The sequence below is a fragment of the Neoroseomonas eburnea genome (assembly GCF_018129005.1).
GTDB lineage: Bacteria > Pseudomonadota > Alphaproteobacteria > Acetobacterales > Acetobacteraceae > Neoroseomonas > Neoroseomonas eburnea.
In genome coordinates, this window is sequence record NZ_JAAEDL010000005.1 from 153186 (window position 1) to 178916 (window position 25731).

Genomic DNA, 25731 nt, shown 5'->3' on the forward strand with positions numbered 1-25731 from the left:
CTCACTCCTCGAAGATCGCGACGGCGCGGGTCCAGCCTGCCGAGCCGCGATGCACCTTCACCGGGAAGCAGGCGATCATGAAGCCATCCGCCGGCAGGGCGTCGAGGTTGCTCAGCTTCTCCATGTGGCAGTAGCCGATCTCGCGCCCCGCGCGGTGGCCTTCCCAGATGAGCGAGGCGTCGCCGGTCTCCTCCACCTTCCTCTTGGTCAGGGAAAAGGGCGCGTCCCAGGACCAGCCATCGGTGCCGGTCACGCGCACGCCCTGCTCCAGCAGCCACAGCGTCGCGGCCTTGCCGACGCCGCAGCCCGAATGGATGTAGTCGTCCTGCCCGTAGCGGCTGCCGGCACGCGTGTTCACCACCACGATCTCAAGCGGCTTCAGCACATGGCCGATGCGCGCGAGCTCCTGCCGCACATCCTCCTCCGTCGCGACGTAGCCGTCGGCGAGATGGCGGAAATCGAGCTTCACCGCGGGCTGGAAGCACCAGTCGAGCGGCACCTCGTCGATCCTCCAGGACGGTTCGCCGCCGGGGACCAGGCGCTCGTTCATGCGCGAGAAGAAGTGGTAGGGCGCATCGAGATGCGTGCCGTTGTGCGTGCTGATGCGAACGCGCTCGACGGCGGCGTATTCGCCCTCGGGCAGCGCATCCACCGGAATGCCGAATTCCTGCGCGATGGCCGGCGCGGTGGCGTGGTGGTCGAGGTAGTCGATCTCCGGCAGCATGCGCGGAGGGTCGCTCGCGATCCCGGCCATGAGCGGGGACGAGATGTCGACGATGCGGCGCGGCATGGGGCGTGTCCTCTTCCTGCTCGTTCAGTCGGGCCAGGCGATGGCGGGGGCGACGACGGCGCGGCATTCGCCGAAGCCGATGGGCACGGCGCCCTCGGCTTCGGCGCGGGCGCGGAAGATCACCTCGTCGCCATCCTGCAGCCAGCGGCGCGTCTCGCCGGTCGGCAGCGTGACGGGGCCGGTCAGGCCGATCTCGGCCAGGCAGGCACGGGCGCTGTCCTCCGGCCCCGAGGCGGTGCCGCTGCCGAGCAGGTCGCCCGGCAGCAGGTTGCAGCCGTTGGAGGCGTGGTGCGTCACCATCTGCGCCGTGGTCCAGTACATCCGCGCGAATTGCGTGTCGGTGATCGTGAAGGGCGCGGCGCCTTCCGCGCGCATGCGTGGCGTCAGGATCGCAGCCGTCATGCGGATGGCGAGCGCACCCTTCGCGCGGTTCCAGGCACTGTCGAGATGGGGCAGGGCGGGCGGATCCTGCACCGGGGCGGCGACCGCGAAGGGGGCCAGCGCCTCGGCCGTGACGATCCAGGGGGAGACGCTGGTGGACAGGCTCTTCGCCAGGAAGGGGCCGAGCGGCGGCATCTCCCAGCGCTGGATGTCGCGCGCCGACCAGTCGTTCAGCAGGCCGTAGCCGAAGATGCGATCGGGCGCGCGCGACATCGGCACCGGCGTGCCGAGCGCGTTCTCGCCGGCGATCCAGATGGCGAGCTCCAGCTCGTAGTCGAGCGCCTCGGTCGGGCCGAAGCGGATGGCGCCGTCCTGCGCCTGCCACTGGCCATGAGGGCGCGTGACCGGTTCGCCGGAGACGCGCACCGAACTCGCCCGCGAATGATAGGCGACCGGCAGGTGCCGGAAGGCCTGCGGCAGCGGGTTCCTCGGGTCCCGCCGCACCCCGAGGCGGGCGCAATGGTCGTAGCTCGCCATGAAGTCGGAGAAGTTCGCGACCTGCGCCGGCAGGCGCATCCGCGCCGCGCGCATCGGCACCAGGATGCGCTCGGCGAGCGACGCGGCGGAGGCGCCCTCGGCCAGCAGCGCCGAAACCTGCCGGCGCAGCGCGGCGGAGGCCGGCCGCCCCATCCCCATCAGGCGGTTGAGCGTGGGTTCGACGGCCGCATCCGCGGCATCCCCGGCGATCAGCCCGGCGTCGCGGGCGGCGCGCAGGTCGAGCACCGCATCGCCGATCGCGATGCCGCCGCGCGCCGGCTCGCCAGGCCGGTCGAAGATGCCGATGGGCAGGTTCTGGATCGGGAAGTCGCTGCCCGGCGCCTGCGCCGAGGCGACCCAGCTCCTGAGCGCGGGATCGTGAGTCGCGTCGCGCGCGGCCATGCTGCGTTTCCTCCTGGTGTTGGGGGGATCATGCCGGCATCACGCCGCATGGCAAGGCGGCCCGGCTGACAGGGCGGCGCCCCGCGCCTATGGTGCGCGCCTGCAAGAGGAGGGACGCATGCTCGACGTCACCGCGAAGCTGCCGCTCAAGGATCCCGACCTGTTCCGGCAGGCCAATTTCATCAACGGGGCCTGGGTCCAGGCGGATGGCGGCAAGACCATCGCCGTCCGCAACCCGGCGAGCGGCGAGGTGATCGGCAACGTGCCGGCCATGGGCCAGGCCGAGACGCGCCGCGCCATCGAGGCCGCCAACGCCGCCTGGCCCGCCTGGCGCGCGATGCTGGCGAAGGACCGCGCGGTCATCCTGCACAGGCTCGCGCGCCTGATGCATGAGAATGCCGACGACCTCGCCGCCATCATGACGGCGGAGCAGGGCAAGCCGCTCGCCGAGGCGAAGGGCGAGGTGGTCTATTCCGCTTCCTTCATCGAGTGGTTCGCCGAGGAGGGCCGTCGCATCTATGGCGAGACCATTCCGCAGAACGCCAAGGGGCGGCGGATCCTGGTGACGAAGGAGCCGATCGGCGTCTTCGCGGCGATCACGCCGTGGAACTTCCCCTCGGCCATGATCACGCGCAAGGCCGGCCCGGGCTGGGCCGCGGGCTGCACTGGCGTGATCCGCCCGGCCTCGCAGACCCCGTTCAGCGCGCTGGCGATCGCCGTGCTGGCGGAACGTGCCGGCATGCCGGCGGGCGTGTGCAACGTCATCACCGGTCCCTCCGGCGAGACGGGCAAGGAACTCACCGGCAACCCGATCATCCGCAAGCTGTCCTTCACCGGCTCGACGGAGGTCGGCCGCGTGCTGCTCGCGCAATGCGCCGCGACCATCAAGAAGACCTCGATGGAACTCGGCGGCAATGCGCCCTTCATCGTCTTCGACGATGCCGATCTCGACGCCGCCGTGCAGGGCGCGATGGCGTCGAAGTACCGCAACACCGGCCAGACCTGCGTCTGCGCCAACCGGATCCTGGTGCAGGACGGCGTCTACGATGCCTTCGCTGCCAAGCTGAAGGAAGCCGTCGAGGGGCTGAAGGTCGGCCCGGGCATGGAACCTGGCGTGACCCAGGGCCCGCTGATCAACGCCGACGCGGTCGCGAAGGTCGAGGAGCACATCGCCGATGCGCTCGCCCAGGGTGCGACGATCGTCACCGGCGGCAAGCGCCATGCCCGCGGCGGCAATTTCTTCGAGCCGACCGTGCTCGCCAACGTGCCGCGTGGCGCGAAGATCTTCGGCGAGGAAACCTTCGGCCCGGTCGCCCCGCTGTTCCGCTTCAAGACGGAGGAGGAAGCGATCCAGCTCGCGAACGACACGGAATTCGGCCTCGCCTCCTACTTCTACGCCCGCGATGTCGGCCGCATCTTCCGTGTCGCGGAAGCCCTTGAATACGGCATCATCGGCATCAACGAGGGCATCATCTCCACCGCCGAGGTGCCTTTCGGCGGCTTCAAGCAGTCCGGCCTCGGCCGCGAGGGCAGCAGCCACGGCATCGAGGAGTACCTCGAGATCAAGTATCTCGCGATCGGCGGCATCGGGACGTGAGCGAGCCGATCTACCTCGATGACCTGACCGTGGGCCGGCGCTTCACCGCCGGCCCGGTGACGGTCACCGAGGCCGAGATCATCGACTTCGCCAGCCGCTACGACCCGCAGCCCTTCCACACCGATCCTGAGGCGGCGAAGTCGCATCCGCTGTTCCAGGGCCTGGCCGCGAGCGGCTGGCACACCGCCGCGCTGACCATGCCGCTGGTACTGGAGGCGGCCGGCAACATCGCCGGCGGCATCATCGGCGGCGGTGGCGAACTGCAATGGCCGCGCCCTGTGCGCCCCGGAGACAGCCTCTCGCTGGAGATCGAGGTGCTGGAGGTGACGCCCTCCCGCTCCCGCCCCGACCGCGGGACGGCGCTGATGCGCAATCGCACCCTGAACCAGCGCGGGGAGGACGTGCAGGTCTTCACCGTGCGCATCGTCGTACCACGGCGGCCCGCATCCTGAAGCTCGGCTATGTCATCCACTACGTGCCGGATCTGGCGGCGACGGTCGCCTTCTGCACGACCGCCCTCGGCCTGGCGCCGCGCTTCGTCCATGACAGCGGCAGCTATGGCGAGATGGAGACCGGCGCGACGGCGCTCGCCTTCGTCGCCGAATCACTGATCGATGAGCAGGGTGCGACCTTCCGGCGCACCCGTCCCGGCGAGACGCCGCCCGCCATGGAGATCGCCCTGGTCACCGAGGATGTCGGGGCCGCCTTCGCCCATGCCGTGGCGGCCGGTGCCGTGCCGCTGATGCCCCCCAGGGAGAAGCCCTGGGGCCAGGTTCTCGGCTATGTCCGCGACATCAATGGTGCGCTGGTGGAACTCTGCTCGCCGGTGTCCTGACCTCGGCGCCCGGCGCCAAGCAGTGGCTTCCAATGGCCTTGGGCCTTGGGTGGGTGGGGTTCGGGGAGGGCAAGGCTCTCCCTGATCTCCCCCGCGATCGCCCGCAACTCCGGTTCCGGCCGCGCCGCGAGCCGCTCGACCATGCCGCGCCGGAACGTCTCATGCGCGTTCTGTGCGGCCATCCGGAACCAGTGTGCGGCTTCGTCGATGCGGCCTTCCGCGGTCAGCAGGGCGCCCAGGTTGAACTGGCCGCGGAAATCCCCGCGCTCGGCTGACAGCGCGTAGAGCCGCGCCGCCCCTTGGGGGTCGACCGGGCCTTCCCAGCCCTCCTCGAGGAAGCGCGCGACCATGTTGATCGACTTGGCGTGCCCTTGCGCGGCGGCAGCCCGGTACCAGCGCAGCGCCTCGGCGCGGTCCTCCGGCACGCCACGGCCCTGGAGATACATGTTGCCGACATTGTACTGCCCCCAATCGAAGCCCCGCTCGGCGGCGCGGCGGAACCAGCGCGTTGCCTCGGCCTCGTCGACGGCGGTGCCCCAGCCATTCTCCAGGCAACGGCCCAGCATGTTCATGCCCTCGACCTCGCCGGCGGTGGCGGCGATGCGGAACCATTCGCATGCCGCGGCGCGGTCCTGCGTGACCCCCCCCAGGCCGTCGAGGAGGAAATGTCCCCAGAAGACCATCGCGCGCGGCATGCCGTATTTCGCGGCGGCCTCGACCCAGGGGGCGGCCTCCTCGGGCGGCGCGGCGAAGACGGCGGCGAGGTGTTCCGGGCTCGCCTGCCGGATCGCGGCGGGCGAGACGACGGGGCGCGGAACGCGGACGGGACGCCGGCGGTGGAACATGAGGCGCGTCTAGCCGAAATGCGAATGATTCGCAATTATGGCGAGTTGGCGCGCGGCGGGTTCAACCCGATATGCTGCGCCGCAAAGACAGGAGCGCACTGCCCATGGCCGCCTTTGATTTCGATCTCTTCGTCATTGGCGGTGGCTCCGCCGGCGTGCGCCTCGGGCGCATCTCCGCCGGGCACGGCGCCCGGGTCGGCGTGGCCGAGGAACGCTTCTGGGGTGGCACCTGCGTCAATGTCGGCTGCGTGCCGAAGAAGATCATGGTCAACGCCGCGGAATACGGGGCCTGGGCCGAGGATGCGGTGGCCTTCGGCTGGCAGCGCCACCACAGGGCGCATGACTGGGCGAAGCTCGCCGCCGCGCGGGATGCCGAGGTGGCGCGGCTGTCCGGCATCTACGGCAAGCTGCTGGCCGGCGCCGGCGTGACCTCCTTCGATGGGCGCGCGACCTTCCTCGATGCGCATACCCTCGATGTCGGCGGGACACGCGTGACGGCGGAGCGTATCGTCATCGCCACCGGCGGCACGCCGACGCGCCTCGACATTCCGGGCGCGGAACTCGGCCTGGTCTCGGACGATCTCTTCACGCTGAAGGCGCTGCCGAAGCGCGCGGTGGTGATCGGCGGGGGCTATATCGCGGTCGAATTCGCCTCCATCCTGAACGGCCTGGGTGCGGAGGTGGACCTGCTCTACCGCGCCGCCCTGCCGCTGCGAGGCTTCGACGAGGACATCCGCGCCGCGGCCGCCGAGGCGCTCGCGGCGAACGGCATCCGCCTGAATCCGGATGTGACGCCCACCCGCATCACGCATCTCGGCGACCACCTCATGGTCTCGCTGTCCAACGGCTTCATGAAGGAAGCCGATGCGGTCTTCTTCTGCACCGGACGCGCGCCGAACACGGCGGGGCTCGGGCTCGACAAGGCGGGCATCGCGGTCGACGCCGGCGGCGCCATCCAGGTGGATGAGGAGCATCGCACCAGCCAGCCGCACATCTACGCGATCGGCGACGTGATCGACCGCGTGAACCTGACGCCGATGGCGACCGCGGTCGGCCATGCGCTGGCCGACACGCTGTTCGGCAGGAACCCGCGGAAGGTTTCCTACGAGAACGTCCCGACCGCGGTCTTCATGACGCCGCCGATCGGCACGGTCGGGCTGACCGAGGCCGAGGCCGCCGCGCGCGGGCCGGTCGATGTCTACGTCACCCGCTTCACGCCGATGCGCCACACCATCAGCAAGCGCGAGGGCCGCAGGACGCTGATGAAGCTGGTGGTCTGCCAGCGGACGCAGAAGGTGCTCGGCGCCCATATGCTCGGCGAGGATGCGGCCGAGATCATGCAGGGCATCGGCATCGCCGTCGCCATGGGCGCGACCAAGCAGGACTTCGACCGCACCATCGGCATCCACCCGACGGCGGCGGAGGAATTCGTCACGCTGCGCACCCGCACGCGGGTCGCCGGCGTGCAGGAAGCGGCCGAGTAGGGCCGGGCAGGTGACGCGTGAAGCGCGGCTCGTCGTCCTCTTCGCGTCGGCCGGGCATTTCTGGCACCATGTCCTGACGGGGCTGTTCCTGACGCTCGCCGTGCTGCTGGAAGCCGTTTGGGACCGCCCCTATGCCGAGATCATCAGCCTGTGGACGCTGGGGGCGATGCTGATCGGTCTCGGCGCGCCGCTGGCGGGTTGGCTGGCCGACCGCATCGGCCATGCCCGGATGATGGCGGTGTTCTACCTCGGCATCGGCGCGTCGTCGGTCGCTGCGGGCTTCGTGGCCGGCCCGTCCGGCATGGCGGTCGCGCTGGCGGCGATCGGGCTCTTCGGCGCGATCTACCACCCTGTCGGCATGGCCTGGGTGTCGATGACCGCGCCGGTCCATATCCGTGGCCGCATCATGGGCTATCTCGGCATCGCGGGCAGCATAGGCGTGGCGTTGGCGGCGGTGATCGCGGGCGGCCTCGCGACGATTGGCGGCTGGCGGGCGGCGATGATCGTCCCCGGTGTGTTGACCATGGCCGGCGGCGCCTGGCTGATCGTCGCCATCGCGTCCGGCCGCGTCGCCGCCGCCGCCGCCCATGCTGCGCCCCTGCCCGGCGCGTCCTCGGCCACGGAGGATGAGCGCGCTCCCTTCGCCGTGCTCGCGGTGCTGGCCGTGACCTTCTCGCTGGGGTCCATCGTCTATGCCGCCTTCAGTACGGCGCTCCCCAAATGGTTCTCCGACACGTTGTCGCTCGATGCGCAGGATGCGGCACGGCTCGGGCTGATCGTCGGCGTCGCGCTGCTGATGGGCAGCGTCGGCCAACTGGTCGGCGGGCGCCTGGCGGACCGGCTGCCGTTCAAGTGGCTCTATGCCGGGACATTCGCGCTGAAACTGGTGCCGCTGGCCATGGCCGCGCTGTCGGGCGGGCCGGTTGCGGTGCTGCTCGCGGTCATCATCGGCTTCACCTTCGACATGTCGGCACCCGTCGAGAACCTGCTGCTGGCGCGGTATTCCTCCGGCCGCCGCCGGGGCCTCGCCTTCGGCATCAAGTTTGCGATGGGCTTCGCGGCGGCGCCGATCGGGGTGGGGCTGGTCGCCTGGGCCTATGGCGAGGCCGGGGGAGGGGCGGGGACCCTCTATGCGATCCTGGCTGTGCTGACAGGGCTGATGCTGGCCGCGGCCCTGCTGCTGCCCGGCGAGGCCGGTCCGCGGCGGCGGGTGGTGGACGCGGCAGCCCCGGCAGAGTGAGCATTTGCGCGGCCGCCGACCCCCTTGGTCAGGCCCCGTTCATCGTCGCCTCGAACGCCCGGAACAGCCCCACCGCCTTGGCATCGAAGAAGGGCAGCACCTGGGAGACGAATATCCCCGTCGTCCCGCGCCCGTGGTCGATCCAGTAGTAGGTGTTCGCCAGCCCCGCCCAGGCCAGGCCGCCGGCCGAGCGCCCCTGCGGGCTCGGCCGCCTGTTCACCAGGAAGGACAGCCCCCAGCCGCAGGGCAGGCCGGGGAAGAAATCCGCGTCGTTGGTCGCCGCCGGCATGGCGGAGACCATCGGCTGCACCGTCAGGCGAGGGATCTGGTCCTGCGCCATCATCGCCACCGTCTCGGGCTTCAGCAGGCGTTCGCGGCCGTGGCGCCCGCCATTCAGGATCATCCGCGCGAAGGCCAGGTAGTCGCGCGCCGTCGAATACAGCCCGCCGCCGCCGCTTTCGAACTCCGGGTTCTGCTCGATCACCATCTCGGTCGGCGCCAGCGCCCCGTCCGGCCCGCGCGCATGGATGCTGGCGCGCCGGGCCTGCATCGCCTCGGTCAGGCGGAAGCCGGTATCGGCCATGCCGAGCGGCGCGAAGATCGTCTCCGCGAAGTGCACGCCAAGCCGCTGCCCCGTCGCGGCCTCGACCATCCGCCCGGCCCAGTCGAGGCCGATGCCGTAGTGCCAGGCCTCGCCCGGGTCGAACAGCAGCGGCAGGTGCAGCGCGGTGCGCCTGCCGCTGGTCATCGGCGGCAGGCCGAGCGCCTTGCGTGCCTTGATCGTCGCCGAACTCCACATCTCATAGGAGAAGCCGGAGGTATGGGTCAGCAGGTGGCGCAGCGTGACCGGACGCGCCGGGGCGCGCAGCACGGGCTGGCCCGCGGCGTCGAAGCCGTCCAGCACCGGCACCTCGCCGATCTCGGGCAGCAGCTCGGCCGCCGGCGCGTCGAGCGACAGGCGCTTTGCCTCGACCAGCCGCATCGCCGCGACCGCCGTAACCGCCTTGGTCATGGATGCGATCCAGACCACCGTGTCCGGCGCCATGGGCTCGGGGGCGCCGAGGCGGCGGACGCCGAAGCCCTCGACGAAACCCGCTTCGTCCCGGCCGGCCGCGGCAACGACGATCCCGGGCAGGTCCCCCGCCTGCACCGCCCCCTGCATCCGCAGCGCGACCTCGTCCTGACCCCTCATCCCCTCGCCTCCCTCATCGCCCGGCCGCGCGCTCGCCGGGCTGCGCGGCCCGGCGGCATTACATGGCCGCTCTGCCACCCTCGCACGGCCTCGCCGCTTCCCCCATCCCCTGCCGCGAGGCTAAGGTGGCCGACTTCCATGGAGGAGAGTGCCAGACAATGACCGCGCGAGGCTGGAGCCCGGATTCCTGGCGGGCGATGCCGATCCGGCAGGTGCCGGAATATCCCGACCATGCGGCGCTCGCCGCGATGGAAGGGAAGATCGCGCGATTTCCCCCGCTGGTTTTTGCAGGCGAGGCCCGGCGCCTCCGGGCGGCGCTCGCACGCGCCGGCGACGGTGAAGCCTTCGTCCTGCAGGGCGGCGACTGCGCCGAGAGCTTCGGCGACTTCACCGCCAACATCATCCGCGACAGCTTCCGCGTGCTGCTGCAGATGGCGGTGGTGCTGACCTTCGGCGGCGGGCTGCCGGTGGTGAAGCTCGGCCGCATGGCCGGGCAGTTCGCCAAGCCGCGCAGCAGCGACACTGAGACGAAGGACGGCGTCACCCTGCCTTCCTATCGCGGCGACATCATCAACGGCCCGGATTTCACGCCGGAGGCCCGCATCCCCGACCCGGCGCGCATGGAATTCGCCTACATGCAGTCGGCCGGTACGTTGAACCTGCTGCGCGCCTTCGCCACCGGCGGCTATGCGGACCTGCATCATGTGCACCGCTGGAACCTCGGCTTCGTGGCACGCAGCCCGCTCGCGGACCGCTACACGGACCTGGCGACGCGCATCGACCAGACGCTGAACTTCATGCAGGCCTGCGGGATGTCGGACCTGCCGCAGGTCCGCGAGACCGAGTTCTACACCAGCCACGAAAGCCTGCTGCTGCCCTATGAGCAGGCGCTGACCCGCACGGATTCCACCACCGGCGACAGCTATGCCTGCTCGGCGCATTTCCTCTGGATCGGCGACCGCACGCGGCAGCCGGACGGGGCGCATGTGGAATTCCTCCGCGGCGTGAAGAACCCGATCGGCATGAAGGTCGGGCCGTCCATGGATGCGGACGAGTTGGTCCGCCTGACCGAGATCCTGAACCCGGCGAACGAGAAGGGGCGGCTCACGCTCATCTCCCGCATGGGGGCGGAGAAGGTCGAGGCGAAGCTCGCCCCGCTGGTGCGCGCGGTGCAGAAGGCCGGGCGCAACGTGGTGTGGCTGTGCGACCCGATGCACGGCAACACCACCACCGTCGCCGGCTACAAGACGCGCGTCTTCGACGCCATCATGGGCGAGGTGCGCGGCTTCTTCGACGTGCACGAGGCCGAGGGCACCACCGCCGGCGGCGTGCATGTGGAGATGACCGGCAGCGACGTGACGGAATGCCTCGGCGGCGCGCATCGGCTGAGCGAGACGGACCTCTCGGCGAACTACGCCACCTCCTGCGACCCCCGGCTCAATGCCGAGCAGTCGCTGGAACTCGCCTTCCTGATCGCCGAGGAGCTCAAGGCCCGCAAGGCCGCCGGCCAGGCGACACCGGCGCAGGCGGCGCAGTGAACAAGCCGCCCGCGCTCGGCGGCGCCGCGCTTGGCGCGGCGCTCGCCACGGGCACGCCACGGCGGAATGCCACCGCCGCGGCGCCGTCGGACATCGACGACGCGGTGATCACCGCCCGCACCGACAGCTACTTCAACCGCACCAAGGCGATCGTCGCGCGCTTCGGCGACACGCGGGTGACCTATGCGGTGTTCCTGCGCCGCCCGGTCGTCTGCGCGCCGCGGCTGATGCTGGACTGGCTGCGCGCGGTCGCCGCCGCGCGCGGCATGGATGTGCGCATCGAGGTGATGCACGAGGAAGGGCAATGGGTCGGCGCCGGTGACCCGCTGCTTTACGTCACCGGGTCGCTCGTTGGCCTGTCGGACCTCGAGACCATCCTGCTGCAGAAGCTGGGCGCGGCCTGCGTCGCCGCACACAACGCCTACCAGATGTGCCTGGAACTGCCGCAGGTCGCCTTCCTGGCGATGGAGGCGCGGCACTGCGCCGGCGCCGAGATGCAGGAGATGATGGCCTACGCCGCCGCCGTCGGCAGCCGCGCGGCGCAGGCGGAAGGGGCCAAGGGCTTTATCGGCAACGCCAACGACGCGACGGCGCATTGGTTCGGCCAGAAGGCCGGCTACGGCACCATGCCGCATGCGTTGATCGGCTACGCCGGCACGACGCTGCGCGCCGCCGAGATGTTCCACGAGACCTATCCGGACGATCCGCTGACCGTCCTCGTGGACTATTTCGGGCGGGAGGTGACGGACGGGCTCGCGGTGGCGCGCCGCTTCCCGGAGCTTGCGGCGGCGGGGCGGCTCGCTGTGCGGCTCGACACCCATGGCGGGCGCTTCCTGGAAAGCCTCGACCCGGCGGAATCCTACGCCGTGCTCGAACGCCATGCGCCCGGCGCGATCCGGCGCTATCGCAGCGAGACGGAGCTCCGCCATCTGGTCGGCACCGGCGTTTCGGCCGCCGCCATCTGGAAGATGCGCGAGGAACTGGACAAGGCCGGCTTCCCGAAGGTGCGCATCATCGCCTCCTCCGGCTTCGGCGTCGGCAAGTGCCGCGTCATGGCGGAAGCCCGCGCACCGATCGACGTGGTCGGGACCGGCAGCTTCATCCCCGATGCCTGGTCCGAGACCTACGCCACGGCCGATATCGTCGACTATGATGGAACGCCGCGGGTGAAGGTCGGGCGCGAGTTCCTGCTGCGGCGCAACGGCGCGAGGCGGAAGGGCGGGGAAGGGGGCTAGTGCCCGTCCCGCCGACGGCGGAGGAGGCGCTCCGGGAGCGGCTCATCGGCTGGATCTGCGCCTGGCTGCTGCTGCTGGTCTGGACTAGCTTTCACCTGGTTTCGCGCTTCATCGTGCGGGACGGCTTGACCCCCTGGGACGTCGCGATGCTGCGCTACGGGGGCGCCTTCCTGTGCGTGCTGCCGATCGCCGCGATGCGCGGCCTGCCGCGGATCGCGGCACGGCGGCTGCCGGCGATCCTGGTCTTCGCCGGCTTCGGCTTCCCGATCGGGGCCTATGCGGGGTATCAGCTCGCGCCCGCCGCGCATGGTGCGACCGTCATGGCGGCCGGGCTGCCGGCGGTCACGGCGTTGCTCGGCCTGGCGGTGGGGCAGGGGAGCGTGTCCGGGCGACGGCTGGCCAGCCTCGCCGTCATCATCCTGGGCAGCCTGCTGCTGGCCGTCGCGACGGGAGGCAACTGGGCCGGAGCGTGGCGAGGCGACCTGCTCTTCCTCGCGGCGGTGTCGAGCTGGGCGGTCTATACGCTCCTGGTGCAGCGCTGGGCGCTGCCGGCGTTCGACACGACCATTGCGCTGGGCCTCCTGGCGGCGCCGGTCTACCTGCCGATCTGGTGGCTCGCACTGCCCTCCGGGATGGCGACGGCGTCCTGGACGGTCATCCTGTCCCAGGCGGCGTTCCAGGGGGCAGGGGCGGCGGTGATCGCCGGCATCCTCTACACGCGCTCTGTCGCCGCGCTGGGGCCGGCGGCGACCACCATGATCGGCGCCGCCGTGCCGGCACTGGTCGCCATCACCGCCTGGCCGCTGCTGGGAGAGGCGCTGTCGCCCCTCGCCATCCTTGCGGTGCTGCTGGTTTCGGCCGGGATGCTGGTCGGGATCGGTCGGGCGCGTTGACCCTGTCTCCCCCTCTCCCTAGGTTCCGCGCATCATGGCCGACACCCTCAAGATCGCGCTGGCGCAGATCAACACCACCCATGTGGGGGCGCTGACCGACAATGCGGCGCGCATCCGCCGGGCGCGGGCGGAGGGGGCGCGGCTCGGTGCCGACCTCGTCGTCACGCCGGAATTCTCGGTGGGCGGCTACCTCCCCGAGGACCTGGTGCGCAAGCCCGCCTATGTCGCGGCCTGCACCGAGGTCATCGCCGCGCTCGCCGCCGAGACCGCCGATGGCGGGCCGGGGCTGATCGTCGGCGGCCCCTGGCAGGACGGGGGCAAGCTCTACAACGCCGCCTTCCTGCTCGAAGGTGGGCGCATCGCCGCGCGCCGCGCCAAGCATGAGCTGCCGAACTACGGCGTCTTCGACGAGAAGCGTGTCTTCGACGCCGGCCCCGCGCCCGGCCCCGTGCCCTTCCGCGGCTTCCGCATCGGGCTGATGGTCTGCGAGGATTGGTGGCTGCCCACGGTCGCGGAGACGCTGTGCGAGACCGGCGCCGAGATCCTGCTCTCCATCAACGGCTCCCCCTTCGAGGCCGACAAGCATGACCGCCAGCGCCTGCCGCTCGCGGTGACGCGGGTGGTGGAGACCGGGCTGCCCTTCGTCTTCCTCGGCCAGGTGGGCGGGCAGGACGAGATCGTCTTCGACGGCGCCTCCTTCGTGCTGAACCCGGACCGCTCGCTTGCCGCGCTGCTGCCGAGCTTCGCCGAGGAGGTGCGCCTGACGGAGTGGCGCCGGGAGGGGGAGAGGCTGGTCTGCGTGCCCGGCGCCGTGGTGCCGCCGCCCGACACGCTCGGGCAGGTCTATGCGGCGATGGTGCTCGGGCTGCGGGACTATGTCGGGAAGAATGGCTTCCCCGGCGTGGTGCTCGGCCTGTCCGGCGGCATCGATTCCGCGCTGTCGGCAGCGGTCGCGGTGGATGCGCTGGGGCCGGACCGCGTGCGGGCGGTGATGATGCCATCCCCCTACACCAGCCGCGAGAGCCTGGAAGACGCGGCGGCATGCGCCCGCCTGCTCGGCATCCGCTACGACACCATCGGCATCGGCCCGGCGATGGAGGCCTTCGCCGGCATGCTGGCGCCGGCCTTCGGCAACCGCCCGCCCGACATCACCGAGGAGAACATCCAGTCGCGCATCCGCGGCGTGACGCTGATGGCGCTGTCCAACAAGTTCGGCGACATGCTGCTGACCACCGGCAACAAATCCGAGATGTCGACCGGCTACGCCACCATCTATGGCGACATGGCCGGCGGCTATTCGGTGCTGAAGGATGTCTACAAGACGATGGTCTTCGCGCTCTGCCGCTGGCGGAACGCGAACATGCCGGCCGGGGTGCTTGGCCCGCGGGGCGCGGTGATGCCCGAGCGCGTCATCACCAAGCCGCCCTCGGCGGAACTCCGCCCCGATCAGAAGGACGAGGACAGCCTGCCGCCCTATGCGGTGCTGGACGCCATCCTGGAAGGCCTGGTGGAAGGCGAGAAATCGGTCGATGCGCTGGTCGCCGAAGGGCATGACCGCGCCATCGTGCTGCGCGTGTGGAAGCTGCTGGACCGCGCCGAATACAAGCGCAGGCAGGCGCCCCCGGGCGTGAAGATCACGCCGCGCGCCTTCGGCCGCGACCGGCGCTACCCCATCACCAATGGCTTCACGGCGCTGATCAAATGAGCGAGGAATTCGAGGCCGACATCTTCCCGCGCGGCGACTATGCGGTGCAGATCATGGACCTGTCCGGCGCCAGCGGCTCCGACCCTGTCGAGACCGTCACCGGCTTCCTCAGCATCGAGCACGCCAACGCCTTCGCCCGCCGCTACGTGCGTGATTCGGTGGAACGCTGCCGCGCGCCGGGCATGGATGCGAAGGCGGTGCTCGACGCCTGGTTCGCCTATGGCGAGGACGCCGAGGTGCTCGGCGCCGGCGACGATGCCTGGGTCAGCCGCAGCGAGCTGAAGGACTTCGCAGACACCCCGGTGCGCGACGCCGAGGACCGCAACTGGCGCGTTCTCGACCCTCGCCGGGACGAGGACGAGGTGGAGGACGAGCCGTGAGCACCTTCCAGGTGCTGTGCGGCGACTTCGCCACCTACATGGACCCTGACGAGGAATGGAGCGTGGACGGCTTCCGCACCGCGGAGGACGCCGCCGAATACGCCCGCCGCTTCGTGCGTGACCAGGTCGAGCACCTCCGCCCCGAATACGCCGATGCGGAGGCGCTGAGGCAGGCCTTCATGACCTTCGGCGAATACGCGATCGCGCCGGGCTTCGAACTGGAAGCCTGGCTCGCGCACTGCATCGCCAACCCCGCCGCCCGCAAGGCGGACACCGACTATCAGGCGCTCGATCCCAACCGATGAAACTCCGCTTCGCCCCGTCGCCGACGGGCCTTCTGCATGTCGGCAATGCCCGCGCGGCGCTGGCCAACTGGCTGCTTGCGCGCCGCCATGGCGGCAGCTTCATCCTGCGCCTGGACGACACCGACCTCGAACGCTCTCGGCCCGAATTCGCCGAGGCGATCGAGGAGGACCTGCACTGGCTCGGCCTCGATTGGGATGAGCGCGTGGCGCAGTCGGACCGGCTCGACCGCTACGCCGCCGCGGCGGAACGGCTGAAGGCCGCCGGGCGCCTCTACCCCTGCTTCGAGACCGAGGAGGAACTCGCCTACAAGCGCGAACGCCGCCGCCGCGAAGGCAAGCCGCCGCTCTACGATCGCGAGGCGCTGAAGATGACGCCCGAGCAGATCGGGCGCGCCATCGCCAACGGCAAGCAGCCCTATTGGCGCTTCAGGCTCTCCGCGCGGACGGTCGGATGGAAGGATCTGGTGCTGGGGGACCGCAGCGTGAAGCTGACGGCGATCTCCGACCCGGTGCTGGTCCGCGCGGACGGGTCGCCACTCTACACCTTCACCTCGGTCGTCGACGATCTGGAGATGGGCGTCACCCACATCATCCGTGGCGAGGACCACGTCACCAACACCGGCATCCAGCTCGATCTCTTCGAGGCTCTTGGCGGCGACGCCTCGCGGCTGACCTTCGGCCACCTGCCGCTGCTGACGGACGAGGAAGGCGGGGCGCTGTCCAAGCGGCTCGGGTCCGTCTCCCTGCGGCATCTGCGCAAGGACGGCATCGAGCCGGCGGCGCTGACGGGCTACCTGGCGGCGCTCGGCACCTCGGCCGATCCGGTGCCGGGGCTGCCGAAGGATCTCGCGCCGGGCTGGGATATCGGCCGCGTCTCCCACGCCACCGCACGCTTCGACATGCGTCAGCTTCTGGCGCTGAACCGCCGTGTGCTGCACGAGGCCCCCTTCGACGCCGTGCGCGACCGCCTGCCCGAGGGTGCGGACGAGGCCTGGTGGCTGGCGGTGCGCGGCAACCTCGACCTGATGCGGGAAGCGCGCCCCTGGTTCGACATCGTGCGTGGCACCATCGTCCCGCCGGTGCAGGAGGGGGAGGGGGCTTTCCTCCATGCCGCGCTGGCTGCCCTGCCGCCCGAACCCTGGGACGCCGCCACCTGGTCGGCCTGGACCGGTGCGCTGAAGCAAGCGACCGGCCGCAAGGGCAAGGCGCTGTTCCACCCGCTGCGCCTGGCCCTGACAGGGGAGGAGCAGGGCCCGGACCTCGGCACGCTGCTGCCGCTGATCGGGCGGGAGAGGGCGGCCGTGCGCCTGCGGCTGTCAGCCGGCGCTTGAACCGCGCGCCCGGACCGGGCATGAAGAAGGCCATGTCTGCGTCCAGGCTCCGCGCGCTCGCGCTCTGTCGCTGAACCGCCCATTCGGGGAAGGGCCTTCCCCGCGCGCCTGCACGACACCCCATCCCGCCGCCGGACCGCCATGACCGATCTTTTCATCCATGACAGCGCCGCGCGCACCACGCGCAGGTTCGAACCGATCGACCCGAACCATGTGCGGATGTATGTCTGCGGCCCGACGGTCTACGACCTGGCGCATCTCGGGAACGCCCGGCCGGTCGTGGTGTTCGACGTGCTGGCGCGGCTGCTGCGGCGGATCTACCCGCGCGTCACCTACGTCCGGAACATCACGGACGTGGACGACAAGATCAACGCGCGGAGCCGCGAGAGCGGCGAGCCGATTGGCGCCATCACCGCCCGCACGACCGAGGATTTCCACCGCGACATGGCCGCACTCGGCGCCCTGCCGCCGGATGTGGAGCCCCGCGCGACGCAGCACATCGCGGAGATGATCGCGCTGATCGAGCGCCTGATCGCCAATGGCCACGCCTATGCCGCCGATGGCCATGTGCTGTTCAGCGTGCCGTCCTTCGCCGACTACGGGAAGCTGTCCGGTCGTTCGCCGGACGAGCTGCTGGCCGGCGCGCGGGTGGATGTCGCCCCCTACAAGCGCGACGCCGGCGATTTCGTGCTGTGGAAGCCCTCCGACGACGCGACGCCGGGCTGGGACAGCCCCTGGGGCCGCGGCCGTCCGGGCTGGCACATCGAATGCTCCGCCATGTCGTGGAAGCACCTCGGAGAGGAGTTCGACATCCATGGCGGCGGCCACGACCTGATCTTCCCGCACCATGAGAACGAGGTGGCGCAATCCGTCTGCGCCTTCCCCGGCCATGGCTTCGCCCACTACTGGATGCACAACGGCATGCTGCTGGTGGACGGGGAGAAGATGTCGAAGTCGCTCGGCAACTTCATGACGGTGCGCGATATCCTCGACAAGGGTTGGCGCTTCGGTGAGGCCTTCCGCCTGCTGCTGCTGCGCACGCACTACCGGCAGGCGCTGGACTTCACCATGGCGGGGCTCGAGGAGGCGAAGGCGGAGCTCGATGACCACTACGCCATGCTGTCGCGCGCGCCGGCCGCGCCCGGCGGTGGTATTGCGTCGCAGCTTGCCGACTGGGCGGTCGCGCCGCTGCTCGATGACCTCAACACACCACTGGCGCTGGCCAGGCTGCGCGATCTGCGCACATTGGAGAATGCGGTGACGGTCGGCGGTTCACCCGCCGTGGCGATGGAGCGCGCGCGTCTGACGGTGCCGCCGGCGCCGGGGGTCGCGGCCAAGGCGTTTCGTGAAGCGGCGGGCGTACTTGGTGTCGCTGCCTGGAACGCCGATGACTGGCTGAAAGGACGGGCACCTCGGGCCGACGCAGCAGTTCCGGGTGCGATGTTGTCGGCGCAGGTGTCACACCTGCAGGGTCAGGCCGTGGCAAGCGGCCAGCATGACGAGGAGGCTGACATCGACGCCGCCATCGCCGCCCGCCTCGCCGCGAGGAAGGCCAAGAACTGGGCCGAGGCCGACCGCATCCGCGACGAGCTCAAGGCCCAGGGCATCGTGCTGGAGGACGGTCCGGCCGGCACCACCTGGCGCCGCGCTTGACCTTCCGCCCGTGGGAAGCCGCATCACCTCGCCCGGTCCACACCAACCGGGAGCCGCCGCCATGAATCGCCTCGTCCTGACCCTCGCCGCCGCCCTGATCGCTCTGCCCGCCGCAGCGCAGCAGAGCCACCAGGGGCATGGCGCGCCTGCTGCGGCGGCGCAGGAACCGGCCTCGACCCGCGAGTTCCGCGCCGCCGCGGACCGCATGCACCGCGACATGGCCATCGCCTACACCGGCAATGCCGATCGCGACTTCGCCGCCGGCATGATCCCGCACCACCAGGGTGCGATCGACATGGCGCGCGTCGCGCTGCGCCATGGCAGCGACCCCGAGATCCGCGCCCTGGCAGAGAGCGTCATCCGTGCCCAGGAAGCCGAGATCGCGCAGCTTCGCGCCTATCTCGCGCGCACCCAGCCGCGATGACGGGCGGGCGGAAGGATGGCCGCGCGAAGCTGACGCCGCCGGCGGGCGAGACGCCGATCATCGTGCTGGTGCGGCCGCAGATGGCGCGCAACATCGGCACGACGGCGCGCGCGATGGCGAATGGCGGCCTCTTCCATCTGCGGATCGTGGCGCCGCGCGACGGCTGGCCGCAGGCGGATGCCTATCCGTCCGCCTCGGGGGCGGATGCCATTCTCGATGCGGCGCAGGTCTTCGACAGCGTGGCGGCGGCAGTTGCCGACTGCCATCGCGTCATGGCGACCTGCCCGCGGCCGCGCCATGTCGTCGTGCCCGTGCGCACCGCTCGCGCGGCGGCGGAGGATCTGCGGGAGATCGCGTCGCGCAACCTTCGTTCCGCCGTGCTGTTCGGGCCGGAGCGCGCAGGGCTCGAGAATGAGGACATGGCCTGTGCCGATACGCTGGTGCGCTATCCGCTGAACCCGGAGCACATGTCGCTCAACCTGGCGCAGGCGGTGATGATCCTCGCCTATGAATGGTGGACGGCGGCCGAGCAAACGCCGCCGCGGGCGCTGATGACGAACGAGACCCGCGTTGCCACCAAGGGCGAGCTGGAGGGCTTCCTGAACCGGCTGGTGTCCGAACTCGACGCGACGGGCTTCCTGGACAATCTGGAAAAGCGCCCCGGCATGGTCCGCAACCTGCGCCACTGGTTCCAGCGCGGAGAGGTCACGGAACAGGAACTCCGCACCCTGCATGGCGTGGTGACGGAGCTCTCCCGCGGCCGCATGCGCCGCGGCCGCCCTGACAGGGAGGACGCTTCCCCGCCCTGGGCGCCTTCGGTTGAGGGTTCCAAGGGCCCCTAGGCCTTTGGCGGGTCCAGGGCAGAGCCCTGGTGCGGTGCGGGGCGAAGCCCCGCGCTATGCTTTCCGTGCCAGCTTCCGCGCCAGCAGCAGGCCGAGCCCGCCCCCGGCCGGTGCTGCCGGCAGCGCCAGCGCCCACCCGGCGTGGTTCCCTGCCAGCACCAGCGCCAGGCCGGCGTAGAGCATCAGCCCGCCGACCAGGCTGCCGACCACGCCCGCCGTCAGGCCGAGCACCAGGATGTCTTCGCGCGTCACCATGGGCGGGGAGTAGGCGCCCGATCACGGGTTTGACAAGGCCGGCCTGCGCATCTAGACGACCGCCTCCTTCCGGGAACGTGGACGGGCCTTCGGGGCCTGCGCCCGCCGCTGCCCATGCCGGGCGGGGGACTACCGGGACAACAGCCCTTCGGGGCGCAGTGAAGAAGGCCCGACCGCGCAACGCGGCGGGGTGCAGCGCATGACCAAGCGCGCAGAAAGCAAGTACAAGATCAATCGCCGCCTCGGCGTGAACCTCTGGGGCCGCGCCAAGTCCCCGATCGCCAAGCGCGAATACGGCCCCGGCCAGCACGGCCAGCGTCGCAAGCAGAAGCCGACCGACTTCGGCGTTCAGCTGATGGCGAAGCAGAAGCTCAAGGGCTACTACGGCAACATCGGCGAGAAGCAGTTCCGCAAGTACTACGAGGAAGCGGTGCGCCGGAAGGGCGACACCTCGGAGAACCTGATCGAGCTGCTGGAGCGTCGCCTCGATGCGGTGGTGTACCGCATGAAGCTGGCCGTCACGCCCTTCGCTGCCCGCCAGTTCGTGAACCACGGCCACATCACCGTGAACGGCAAGCGCGTGAACATCCCCTCCTACCTCGTGAAGGACGGTGATCAGATCGAGGTGAAGGAGAAGTCGAAGCAACTCGTGGCCGTGCTCGACGCGGCGCAGAGCGGCGAGCGCGACGTCCCCGAGTACATCGAGGTCGATCACCGCGCGATGCGGGGCAAGTTCCTCCGCGCGCCGAAGCTGTCCGACGTGCCCTACCCGGTCCAGATGGAACCGAACCTGGTCGTCGAGTTCTACAGCCGCTGATCCCGGCGGGGGCCGGCCGTCAGGCCGGCCCTTCTTGTTTGCGGACGCCGCCGGGGCCCTGCGCCCGCGGCGGGTCACGCGCCGCGAGGCCATGCATCCTCACCCGAGCGGCTCCCGTTCGCATCGGCTCACGGTAACCGCTTCATCCGGTCCTCGTCCTGGTCCCGAGCGTCATGGCCCGATCGGGTGAAGCCGTCCGATCAGGATCGGTCCCGGTGCCGTGCGTCCGAAGTGCTGCGGACATCGTTGCTCATGCCGCAAGCCTTCGACTGCAGAGGTCTGCCGATCCGCTGCCTTCGCCGGCAATCCATCGAGCTTTGCGGGCAGGATGCCAGGCAGCCGCGCTACGGCTGTGCCGCCGCCGCCTGGCGTGACCGGAACTCGCCGGTGTCGACGAAGAGCCGGATCATCTCTGCCGGCATCATCGCCCCTTCCGCCAGCGCGACTGCATGCACCGTGAGGCAGTTCGGCTCCGGCGGTCGCCCGAACAGGCTGCGGAACACGATATCGACGAAGGCGACCGGGTCGACCAACCATGCCGGCCCCCGGGGCGGGTCACCCGCCGCCGGCCGCAGCGTGCGGGACCCGCCCGCCGCGCGGATGCGCGCGGCCTCGTAGACGATGCGATCGAGCCGCGTCAGCCGATCAAGCTCCCTCCGGATCTCCGGCGTGAGCGGTTCCGGCGGCGGCGCTTCCCGCAGGCCGGGCGAAACATCATCCCGCGTATTCAGGCGACCGGGCTCCGGGCCGGGGGTCATGGCGAGTTCCGCGCAAATCTGCCGGTAGAGGGCGGGAAGGTCATCCATCACGCCCACCGCATCGCAGACAGCAAGGTTCTCGAGCGCTCCGGCCAGGACCTCCTGCTCCGGCAGCCTCGCCTGAGTGCCGCAGCCGGAGATGGGGGTGAACCACCTCCCGTCCGGTGCGATCAGGGCCGCGCCGTAGAGTTGTCGCGCCATCGCATTGTCTATCGCGGCGCGGACCAGCGGCTCGGGTGAGCGCAGGAAGCCGAGCAGGTCCTTCTCCACGGCCTCGCGCAGTTCCGGCAGGCTGTTGTCCCGGTGGCGCCTCCAGAATGTGTAGAGGCTGAGCAGGCGCTCCACCGGCTCGCACAGCACTGTCGCGATGCGGTGCGGCCGCGGCATCAGCGCGGCGGCCGAAAAACGCGTGTGGCCGGAGATGTAGCGGATCCGGGAGGCCGGGCTCAGCGCGTCGCCCCAGCTCGCGGGGGCGATCGCGTGCACCACGCTTTCCGGCGCGAAATGCCGCGCCAGGGCGGCGTGCAGGGAGGTGCCGCCGGTCTTGGGCACATGGATGAAGACCAGCCGCATGTCGGGATCCGCCGGGCGGCAGTACTCCGGGGGCATGACGAGTTCCTTGCGGGCCCTGCTGCACCTGGTGGCGCGCGGGCCCGGCGGCGGAAGTTGCTTGAAGCCGAGGATGGCGCGTGTCAACATGGCCCTGACATGTCAGAGACCTGTTGAACCGATGTCTCTCCTCCATCCCGTGGATGGCCCGCCCCTGCTGACCGACCAGGCCGTCGCCATGCTGCGGCGCGATATCCTGACGACTCGGCTCGGCCCGGGGGAGACGGTCTCGGAAAGCGCCACGGCGCAGCGGCTCGGCCTTGGCAAGGCGCCGGTGCGCGCGGCGCTCGCAAGGCTGGCGGAGGAGGGGCTGGTCGTCTCCGTGCCGCGCCGCGGCTGGGTTGTCTCCCTCGTCACGATTCGCGACATCCACGAGGTCTTCGACCTCCGTCTGCTGCTCGAACCCGAGGCGGCGCGCCGCGCCGCGGGGCGCGTGGATGGTGCCGCGCTGGCCCGTCTCGATGCCGTCTGTGCCGCCGGCTACCGGCCGGAGGACGAGGAAAGCGCGCTCGCCTTCCTCGACGCCAACCGCGCCTTCCACGTCGCGATCGCCGATCTGTCGCGCAACCTGCGCCTGACGCGGATGATCGGCCGGCTGCTCGACGAGAGCACGCGCATGCTCGTCCTCGGCCTGCGCCGCCGGGACCGCACGGGGGAGATGGCGCACGAGCACGCCGCCCTGGTGAAGGCGCTTGCCGAAGGCCGCGCGGCCGAGGCCGCCGCGCTGATGCACGACCAGGTCGCCGCCAGCCGCGACATGGTGCTGGCGGCGCTGACCGCCCCCGACGCGGCCATAGCCGTATGACCCCGCCCCTGCACACCGACCGCTTCCCCAGGAGGAAGGCATGAACGTGATCGCCGCCCGCAGCAGCCTCGATGCCATGGTGGCGGAGATCCGCGCCGTGCTCGGCGCCGGTCCGGCGGAACCCTCGGCGGCGGTGGCCGAGGTGCTCGGCACCTATGCGGCCGACCCGATGCTGCTCGCCGGGCATGACTGTCCCTGCCGCATCGATTCCTATGTCAGGCACCTGCTGCACGAGGAGACGCAGGGCGGTTGGGCGGTCGCCGCGCTGGTCTGGCGTCCCGGGCAGATGTCGCCGGTGCATGGCCATCACGTCTGGTGCGCGGTCGGCTTCCATCGCGGCGTCCTGACGGAAGCCTTCTACGAGCCGGTTGGCGCGGGGCTGCCACCGACGCCTTGTGGCACGGTGCTGCGCCGCCCCGGCGATGTCACCTGCGGCCCGCCGGCGCCGGATGCGATCCATCGCCTGGCGAATCTCGGCACCGAGACGGCGGTGTCGATCCACGCCTATGGCCTGCCCTATGCGCGCTTCTGCAGCGATCTGAACCGCGTCTTCGCCGCCTGACCCAGGGCTCGACGGCGTGCCGGCATGCCTGATCCGCGTCGTGCCGCCGTATCGCGGCGCGCCGCAACCGGGCAGGTTTGGTGCCGATGAATCCCAAGATCCTGCTGGGGCTGGCCCTCGGCGTCGCCTCCTCCGTGATCTGGGGCGGGCATGCGGTGGTGGCGCGCCCGGCCCTGGCCGGCCAGGGCTTTCATCCGCTGGACCTCGCCGTCTTCCGCTACGTGCCGGCTGCCCTGCTGCTGGCGCCTCTCGCCTGGCGGGCGCGGGAATCGCTGCATCGCGTCGGCTGGCGGCACCTGCTGCTGCTTGCCGTATTCGGCGGCGCGCCGAACCTGCTGCTCTTCCTGTCGGCCCTGGTCTACGCGCCGGCGGCGCATGGCGGCACCATCGCGCCGATGACGGTGCCGATCGCCGGCGCGCTGCTGGCCATCCCGCTGATCGGCGAGCGGCCGAGCCGCGGACGTGCGCTGGCGCTCGGCGTGATGGCCGCCGGCGTGCTGATGATCGGCTGGGACGGCGTGGGCGGTGCGCATCCCGGCGCCTGGCGGGGCGACATCCTCCTGCTGATGGCCGGTTCGACCTGGGCGGTCTTCACCCTGCTGCTGCGCCGCTGGCAGGTGCCGGCCATTCCGGCCACCGCAGCGGTCACCATGGTTTCCGCCGTCGCCGTGCTGCCGCTCTGGCTGCCCTGGCGGGCAACGGACGTGCTCATCCTGCCACCCATGTCGATCCTGCTGCATCTCATGACCCAAGGGCTCGTGCTCGGCGCGCTGGCGATGTTCCTCTATGCGCGGGCGGTGGAACTGCTCGGACCCACGCGGGCCGCCACACTTTCGATCATGGTGCCGGTCACCGCCTTGCTGCTCGCCGCCCTGCTGCTGCATGAACCGATTTCCCTGCTGCAGGGGCTCGGCGCCTCGCTGGCCGTCGGCGGCATGATGGCCGCCGTGCTGTTCACCGGAAGGAAGGCGGGATGAACGCCATGACACCCCCCATGCCGCCGAGTCTCTGGGCTGCCACGGCCCCGCCGCCGCCCGCGACCCTGCCGCTCGCCGGGGATGCGCGCACCGGCGTCGCCGTGGTCGGCGGCGGCTTCACGGGGCTGTCCGCCGCGCTGCATCTCGCCGAGGCCGGCGTGCCGGTCACGCTGCTCGAGGCGGCGGAGATCGGCTGGGGCGCCTCCGGCCGCAACAACGGACAGGTCATCCCGACGCTGTCGCGCCTCGACCCCGACGAGATCGCCGCCGCCGTTGCCCCGGAACACGGCGGGCGCGACAAGGGCGAGGAGTTGGTCGCGCTGATCCGCGACAGCGCGGCGCTCACCTTCGACCTGATCCGCAGGCACGGCATCGCCGCCGAGGCGGTGCAGAACGGCTGGATCCAGCCGGCGCACCGCGAATCCCGCCTGCGCCTGTCCGAGAAGCGCGCCGAGCAATGGGGCCGGCGTGGCGCGCCGGTGCGCATCTATTCCCGCACGGAGATGGCGCGCCTGACCGGCACCGACCATTGGTACGGCGGCTGGGGCAATGCGACGGGCGGGCGGATCAACCCGCTCGGCCTGGCGCGCGGCATGGCTGGGGCGGCGATCCGCGCCGGCGCCGTGGTGCACACCGGCAGCCCCGTCACCGCCATCCGCCAGGCGCCGGGCGGCTGGGCGCTGGACACGCCGCGCGGCACGCTCACCGCCGAGCGCGTCGTCATCGCGACGCATGCCTATACGGGCGACGTCTGGCCGGGACTGAAGCGCACCATCGTGCCGGTGCGCTCCTACCAGATGGCCACCTCCATCCTGTCGGACAACATCCGCAGGACGATCCTGCCGGAAGGCCATGCGCTGTCGGACACGCGCGGCGATCTCTACTTCTACCGCTTCGACGAGAACGGCAGGCTGGTCACCGGCGGCGGGCTGATCCTGCCCTTCGGTTGGGACAGCCGCATCCGCGCCCGCATCACCGAGCGAGTGCGCCGCGTCTTCCCGCAGATCGGCGAGCTGCGCTTCGACTATGTCTGGTGGGGCTATGTCGCCGGCACGGCCGACAGGATGCCGCATGCCTATGAACTCGCGCCCGGCGTGCTGTCCTGGACGGGCTGCAATGGGCGTGGTGTGGCGCTCGCGGTCGCGCTCGGGCGCGAATTCGCGCGCGCCTGCACGGGCACGCCGCTGCGCGACATCGCGGCGCCGGTGGAAACCCGCCTGCGCACCATTCCGGGGCACGCCCTCCGCGCCCTCGGCATCGCCTGGAACGTCGCCAAGCTGCGGCGCCTGGACGCTCGTGACTGACGTCGCGCTTGCTACCTCTGTCCCGCCGCGCATGC

General features: G+C 70.9%; 26 protein-coding genes. 20 read left to right on the forward strand and 6 right to left on the reverse strand.

All coding sequences use genetic code 11. From position 1 onward, the window contains the following. Position 1 precedes the first annotated feature (1 nt). Together GXW74_RS07190 and fahA are read right to left on the reverse strand one after the other, a co-directional pair. Entirely contained in the window at positions 2–790 is a 789-nt protein-coding gene (locus tag GXW74_RS07190; RefSeq protein ID WP_211845800.1) for a cyclase family protein, read from the reverse strand. A gap of 24 nt (positions 791–814) precedes the next feature. Beyond that, positions 815–2110, reverse strand: coding sequence for a fumarylacetoacetase (gene fahA, locus GXW74_RS07195; RefSeq protein ID WP_211845801.1), 1296 nt, complete (start codon positions 2108–2110; stop codon positions 815–817). Between the two features lie 118 nt (positions 2111–2228). Here fahA and GXW74_RS07200 point away from each other — a divergent pair, with 118 nt between their 5' ends. From GXW74_RS07200 to GXW74_RS07210, 3 genes are read left to right on the forward strand one after another with little or no spacing between them, the layout of a single operon-like run. Next, entirely contained in the window at positions 2229–3707 is a 1479-nt protein-coding gene (locus GXW74_RS07200; RefSeq protein WP_246523018.1) for an NAD-dependent succinate-semialdehyde dehydrogenase, read from the forward strand. Further along, positions 3704–4159, forward strand: a complete 456-nt coding sequence (locus tag GXW74_RS07205) for a MaoC family dehydratase (protein ID WP_338148170.1) — start codon at positions 3704–3706, stop codon at positions 4157–4159. The genes GXW74_RS07200 and GXW74_RS07205 overlap by 4 nt, the downstream gene beginning before the upstream one ends. Positions 4160–4182: 23 nt before the next feature. After that, positions 4183–4542 (forward strand): VOC family protein, encoded by a 360-nt coding sequence (locus tag GXW74_RS07210; RefSeq protein WP_338148171.1) that lies wholly within the window; start codon positions 4183–4185, stop codon positions 4540–4542. Here GXW74_RS07210 and GXW74_RS07215 read toward each other — a convergent pair. Then, positions 4488–5387: a tetratricopeptide repeat protein gene (locus GXW74_RS07215; RefSeq protein ID WP_211845802.1), complete on the reverse strand. Its 900-nt coding sequence runs from the start codon at positions 5385–5387 to the stop codon at positions 4488–4490. The two genes, GXW74_RS07210 and GXW74_RS07215, sit on opposite strands and share 55 nt — an antisense overlap. 104 nt (positions 5388–5491) lie before the next feature. Here GXW74_RS07215 and gorA point away from each other — a divergent pair, with 104 nt between their 5' ends. After that, positions 5492–6871 carry a glutathione-disulfide reductase gene (gorA, locus tag GXW74_RS07220; protein WP_211845803.1) on the forward strand — a complete coding sequence of 460 codons (1380 nt, stop codon included), beginning with the start codon at positions 5492–5494 and terminating at the stop codon, positions 6869–6871. A gap of 10 nt (positions 6872–6881) precedes the next feature. Further along, positions 6882–8111, forward strand: coding sequence for an MFS transporter (locus tag GXW74_RS07225; protein WP_211845804.1), 1230 nt, complete (start codon positions 6882–6884; stop codon positions 8109–8111). A 28-nt stretch (positions 8112–8139) separates the two neighbouring features. Here the strand turns inward: GXW74_RS07225 and GXW74_RS07230 are convergent, their stop codons facing one another. Then, on the reverse strand, positions 8140–9303 hold the full coding sequence (locus GXW74_RS07230; RefSeq protein WP_211845805.1) for a serine hydrolase domain-containing protein: 1164 nt from the start codon (positions 9301–9303) through the stop codon (positions 8140–8142). Between the two features lie 158 nt (positions 9304–9461). Here GXW74_RS07230 and GXW74_RS07235 point away from each other — a divergent pair, with 158 nt between their 5' ends. From GXW74_RS07235 to GXW74_RS07280, 10 genes are all read left to right on the forward strand, one after another. Further along, positions 9462–10841 carry a class II 3-deoxy-7-phosphoheptulonate synthase gene (locus tag GXW74_RS07235; RefSeq protein WP_211845806.1) on the forward strand — a complete coding sequence of 460 codons (1380 nt, stop codon included), beginning with the start codon at positions 9462–9464 and terminating at the stop codon, positions 10839–10841. 92 nt (positions 10842–10933) lie between these two features. Further along, a complete protein-coding gene (locus GXW74_RS07240; RefSeq protein WP_211845881.1) occupies positions 10934–12076 on the forward strand; it encodes a beta/alpha barrel domain-containing protein in 1143 nt (380 codons plus the stop codon). Then, complete coding sequence (locus GXW74_RS07245) at positions 12076–12969, forward strand: DMT family transporter (RefSeq protein WP_211845807.1); 894 nt, start codon at positions 12076–12078, stop codon at positions 12967–12969. Before GXW74_RS07240 ends, GXW74_RS07245 begins: the two co-directional genes overlap by 1 nt. Before the next feature lie 34 nt (positions 12970–13003). After that, the gene (locus tag GXW74_RS07250; protein WP_211845808.1) at positions 13004–14674 is read left to right on the forward strand and encodes an NAD+ synthase; all 1671 of its coding nucleotides are present in this window, start codon (positions 13004–13006) and stop codon (positions 14672–14674) included. Then, a complete protein-coding gene (locus GXW74_RS07255) occupies positions 14671–15054 on the forward strand; it encodes a hypothetical protein (protein WP_211845809.1) in 384 nt (127 codons plus the stop codon). The genes GXW74_RS07250 and GXW74_RS07255 overlap by 4 nt, the downstream gene beginning before the upstream one ends. Further along, positions 15051–15359 carry a hypothetical protein gene (locus tag GXW74_RS07260; protein WP_211845810.1) on the forward strand — a complete coding sequence of 103 codons (309 nt, stop codon included), beginning with the start codon at positions 15051–15053 and terminating at the stop codon, positions 15357–15359. Before GXW74_RS07255 ends, GXW74_RS07260 begins: the two co-directional genes overlap by 4 nt. After that, a complete protein-coding gene (gene gltX / locus GXW74_RS07265; RefSeq protein ID WP_211845811.1) occupies positions 15356–16690 on the forward strand; it encodes a glutamate--tRNA ligase in 1335 nt (444 codons plus the stop codon). Before GXW74_RS07260 ends, gltX begins: the two co-directional genes overlap by 4 nt. Positions 16691–16831: 141 nt before the next feature. After that, the gene (gene cysS / locus GXW74_RS07270; protein ID WP_211845812.1) at positions 16832–18343 is read left to right on the forward strand and encodes a cysteine--tRNA ligase; all 1512 of its coding nucleotides are present in this window, start codon (positions 16832–16834) and stop codon (positions 18341–18343) included. Positions 18344–18404: 61 nt separating this feature from the next. Further along, positions 18405–18767, forward strand: a complete 363-nt coding sequence (gene copM / locus GXW74_RS07275) for a CopM family metallochaperone (protein ID WP_211845813.1) — start codon at positions 18405–18407, stop codon at positions 18765–18767. Further along, positions 18764–19609, forward strand: coding sequence for an RNA methyltransferase (locus tag GXW74_RS07280; RefSeq protein ID WP_211845814.1), 846 nt, complete (start codon positions 18764–18766; stop codon positions 19607–19609). Before copM ends, GXW74_RS07280 begins: the two co-directional genes overlap by 4 nt. 54 nt (positions 19610–19663) lie before the next feature. On the opposite strand, the gene GXW74_RS07285 is transcribed toward GXW74_RS07280, so the two are convergent. Further along, entirely contained in the window at positions 19664–19864 is a 201-nt protein-coding gene (locus tag GXW74_RS07285) for a hypothetical protein (RefSeq protein ID WP_211845815.1), read from the reverse strand. A gap of 199 nt (positions 19865–20063) precedes the next feature. On the opposite strand from GXW74_RS07285, the gene rpsD reads away from it, so the two are divergent. Beyond that, complete coding sequence (gene rpsD, locus GXW74_RS07290) at positions 20064–20681, forward strand: 30S ribosomal protein S4 (protein WP_211845816.1); 618 nt, start codon at positions 20064–20066, stop codon at positions 20679–20681. Positions 20682–21025: 344 nt separating this feature from the next. Here rpsD and GXW74_RS07295 read toward each other — a convergent pair whose 3' ends face one another. Further along, positions 21026–22048: a hypothetical protein gene (locus GXW74_RS07295; RefSeq protein ID WP_211845817.1), complete on the reverse strand. Its 1023-nt coding sequence runs from the start codon at positions 22046–22048 to the stop codon at positions 21026–21028. Positions 22049–22169: 121 nt separating this feature from the next. On the opposite strand from GXW74_RS07295, the gene GXW74_RS07300 reads away from it, so the two are divergent. The 4 genes from GXW74_RS07300 to GXW74_RS07315 all read left to right on the forward strand — a co-directional run bounded on the left by GXW74_RS07300 (position 22170) and on the right by GXW74_RS07315 (position 25696). Next, positions 22170–22853, forward strand: a complete 684-nt coding sequence (locus GXW74_RS07300) for a GntR family transcriptional regulator (RefSeq protein WP_211845818.1) — start codon at positions 22170–22172, stop codon at positions 22851–22853. A 40-nt stretch (positions 22854–22893) separates the two neighbouring features. Then, positions 22894–23415: a cysteine dioxygenase family protein gene (locus GXW74_RS07305; protein WP_211845819.1), complete on the forward strand. Its 522-nt coding sequence runs from the start codon at positions 22894–22896 to the stop codon at positions 23413–23415. An 86-nt stretch (positions 23416–23501) separates the two neighbouring features. Continuing rightward, positions 23502–24392 (forward strand): DMT family transporter, encoded by an 891-nt coding sequence (locus tag GXW74_RS07310; RefSeq protein ID WP_211845820.1) that lies wholly within the window; start codon positions 23502–23504, stop codon positions 24390–24392. 5 nt (positions 24393–24397) lie between these two features. Continuing rightward, complete coding sequence (locus GXW74_RS07315) at positions 24398–25696, forward strand: NAD(P)/FAD-dependent oxidoreductase (protein ID WP_211845821.1); 1299 nt, start codon at positions 24398–24400, stop codon at positions 25694–25696. Positions 25697–25731 lie beyond the last annotated feature (35 nt).

Excerpts from the sequence above, each read along its gene's own strand:
- GXW74_RS07190 (WP_211845800.1), bottom strand. The coding sequence starts at position 790 with ATGCCGCGCCGCATCGTCGACATCTCGTCCCCGCTCATGGCCGGGATC.
- fahA (WP_211845801.1), bottom strand. The coding sequence starts at position 2,110 with ATGGCCGCGCGCGACGCGACTCACGATCCCGCGCTCAGGAGCTGGGTC.
- GXW74_RS07200 (WP_246523018.1), top strand. The coding sequence starts at position 2,229 with ATGCTCGACGTCACCGCGAAGCTGCCGCTCAAGGATCCCGACCTGTTC.
- GXW74_RS07215 (WP_211845802.1), bottom strand. The coding sequence starts at position 5,387 with ATGTTCCACCGCCGGCGTCCCGTCCGCGTTCCGCGCCCCGTCGTCTCG.
- gorA (WP_211845803.1), top strand. The coding sequence starts at position 5,492 with ATGGCCGCCTTTGATTTCGATCTCTTCGTCATTGGCGGTGGCTCCGCC.
- GXW74_RS07230 (WP_211845805.1), bottom strand. The coding sequence starts at position 9,303 with ATGAGGGGTCAGGACGAGGTCGCGCTGCGGATGCAGGGGGCGGTGCAG.
- GXW74_RS07235 (WP_211845806.1), top strand. The coding sequence starts at position 9,462 with ATGACCGCGCGAGGCTGGAGCCCGGATTCCTGGCGGGCGATGCCGATC.
- GXW74_RS07250 (WP_211845808.1), top strand. The coding sequence starts at position 13,004 with ATGGCCGACACCCTCAAGATCGCGCTGGCGCAGATCAACACCACCCAT.
- GXW74_RS07255 (WP_211845809.1), top strand. The coding sequence starts at position 14,671 with ATGAGCGAGGAATTCGAGGCCGACATCTTCCCGCGCGGCGACTATGCG.
- gltX (WP_211845811.1), top strand. The coding sequence starts at position 15,356 with ATGAAACTCCGCTTCGCCCCGTCGCCGACGGGCCTTCTGCATGTCGGC.
- cysS (WP_211845812.1), top strand. The coding sequence starts at position 16,832 with ATGACCGATCTTTTCATCCATGACAGCGCCGCGCGCACCACGCGCAGG.
- copM (WP_211845813.1), top strand. The coding sequence starts at position 18,405 with ATGAATCGCCTCGTCCTGACCCTCGCCGCCGCCCTGATCGCTCTGCCC.
- GXW74_RS07280 (WP_211845814.1), top strand. The coding sequence starts at position 18,764 with ATGACGGGCGGGCGGAAGGATGGCCGCGCGAAGCTGACGCCGCCGGCG.
- GXW74_RS07285 (WP_211845815.1), bottom strand. The coding sequence starts at position 19,864 with ATGGTGACGCGCGAAGACATCCTGGTGCTCGGCCTGACGGCGGGCGTG.
- rpsD (WP_211845816.1), top strand. The coding sequence starts at position 20,064 with ATGACCAAGCGCGCAGAAAGCAAGTACAAGATCAATCGCCGCCTCGGC.
- GXW74_RS07295 (WP_211845817.1), bottom strand. The coding sequence starts at position 22,048 with ATGCCCCCGGAGTACTGCCGCCCGGCGGATCCCGACATGCGGCTGGTC.
- GXW74_RS07300 (WP_211845818.1), top strand. The coding sequence starts at position 22,170 with ATGTCTCTCCTCCATCCCGTGGATGGCCCGCCCCTGCTGACCGACCAG.
- GXW74_RS07305 (WP_211845819.1), top strand. The coding sequence starts at position 22,894 with ATGAACGTGATCGCCGCCCGCAGCAGCCTCGATGCCATGGTGGCGGAG.
- GXW74_RS07310 (WP_211845820.1), top strand. The coding sequence starts at position 23,502 with ATGAATCCCAAGATCCTGCTGGGGCTGGCCCTCGGCGTCGCCTCCTCC.
- GXW74_RS07315 (WP_211845821.1), top strand. The coding sequence starts at position 24,398 with ATGACACCCCCCATGCCGCCGAGTCTCTGGGCTGCCACGGCCCCGCCG.